This window comes from Microcystis sp. LEGE 08355, from assembly GCF_015207185.1.
Lineage (GTDB): Bacteria > Cyanobacteriota > Cyanobacteriia > Cyanobacteriales > Microcystaceae > Microcystis > Microcystis panniformis.
The window spans coordinates 1-2,005 of sequence record NZ_JADEXI010000734.1 but is presented as its reverse complement, the minus strand read 5'-3'; the positions used below and the strand labels follow the sequence as shown (position 1 = coordinate 2,005).

General features: G+C 45.9%; 1 protein-coding gene and 1 pseudogene. Both read right to left on the bottom strand.

What is annotated here, in order from left to right; all coding sequences use genetic code 11:
* Positions 1-385: pseudogene (locus tag IQ242_RS23480) on the bottom strand (hypothetical protein); the annotation flags it as partial.
* 42 nt (positions 386-427) lie between these two features.
* The coding region (locus tag IQ242_RS23475) for a photosystem II high light acclimation radical SAM protein (protein ID WP_228021180.1) at positions 428-2,005 on the bottom strand (1,578 nt) is incomplete at its 5' end.

Sequence of the window (2,005 nt, the reverse complement as noted above, 5' to 3'; positions counted from 1 at the left end):
GAATATTCTCCTCTAATTCTGCGATCTCGCGTAGCGAGCGCGTTGCGACCGCACGAGCGTTATCCCTGGCCACTGCGGGACTGAGGGACTGTATTTGTGCCGATAAAGCTTCTTTTTCTTCTTCCCACTGACTCTGTAAATGACCGGTTATCTCAGTTAAGCGTTGACGTTGCCTAGTTCTTTCTCGGAGACGATTGAGAATATTCAACCCGAAAGTCACTACCAGGAGGAACAAAGGCAAAAACCCCGCACCCATGGCCATAAGGGTAAGCAGGGTTAATCCTAGGGCGATATATTCCGCTAATTCTAGCCAATGGGGGCGATGGTCGGTCATTTTGCAGTTACCGGTAAAGGGATTTTGATCATCTCCTGATTTCAGACTCATGGTAACGCTAATTGCCGCCTTGGGATTGACTAAAATTAATTTTTAAGCAGGAGTTAAGACTTTTTTCTTAGTTTCTATCGGTGCGGTTAAAGCGGATTCTAAATCGGCCTTCCCTAGTCTTGCTTCCAAAATTTTCAGCACTTCCCGTCCAAAATCATCAGGATTCTGTCGCCATGCTTGCAGACAAACTTCGCCAAAGAATGACCCCAAAGGTTCGGGATTCCAGAGCAGTTTTTTGGCTGTCCAGGGCATTAAACTCATGGGATCATAGTCGGGTTTAATAATTTCTTTTTTGAAGGCGTATTCTTCTAGATGGGTATGGGGTTGTAGTCCGATAAAAAAGATGGCTGGTTCCACTTTATCGACTCCAAAAATGTTTTCTAATTCCCGATGATAGGTGATAGTTTGACGAATAGTTTCTAGGGTTTCATCAATAACATTAAAGGAATAATTTACCGAAACTAGATCATTAAAACCTGCCGCTTTTAAGTCTCGACAATTTTGCAGAACTGTCCGCAAATTATAGCCCATACGCATTTTACGGACTAATTCCTGAGAACCACTGGTGATGCCAATTTCAAAGTAGTTCATGCCTGTTTTTACCATTAAATCGCACAGTTTCGGGGTGAGATTATCGGCGCGAATATAGGCAGCCCAATGGATATCTTTCATCCCAGCAGCGAGAATTTTTTCTAATAGTTCTTCTACGTCGTTGATAAATTTTCTGGTGGGGATAAATTGGGCATCGGTAAACCAGAAATTGCGAATGCCGCGGTCGTATAATTGGCGCATTTCCTTAACTACTTCATCGGCGGGATTAATGCGTACTTGTTTCCCTTCGACGACGGTATAGATGCAGTAGCAGCAGTTATGGGGACAGCCGCGCTTGGTTTGTACCCCGATATAAAAGTCGTTTTCTTGGAAATAGTAGGAAAATTCCGGCCAAATACTGGCGATGTAGTCGTAGTTACAAGCGGATTTTTCTAACGGGGTGGGGGATTCGTGGATTAAACGCGGCCGGGGTGTGGTTTCTCCGACGATATAACAACGTTCATCGCTAAAGTCCCGGCCGGAGAGGAATTTTTCTAGCAGGGTTTCCCCTTCTCCCACTGATACAATTGTTCCTATGGGTAGTTTGGTTTTTAGTTGTTCGTAGAAAACACTGACGGCACCACCCCCGACGATAACTCGCGCTTCGGGATGGTATTTTTTGGCCTGCTGCAACCCTCGGCGAATTAGTGCCTGATTGCGCCATAATTCACCGTAGTAGGCGGTTGTCACCTTTAAACCTCCTAAAGCACCGCGCAGCTTGATTAGGGGGTTTTTAGCGTAGTAAAATTCAAAGGCGTTTTGCAGGGGATTACCACCGCGACCACCGACGGGGGCATATATTTGAATATCCCGCCAGGAGAATACTAGCAGGGTCGGCCGAAATTCGTCAACACAGCGATCGAGTGCCTGGTTAAAGTCTAAGGGGGGGACGGTACCAAGGTCAAAAATCCTTTGTTCGATGTCGGGGAATAGTTTATGAACGTGGTCGGAAAGATAAACGACACCGATGGGGAAAATGGGGTTACAGGGGAGTCTAACGTAGAGGATGCGTTGCGCTTGCGGTTGAGT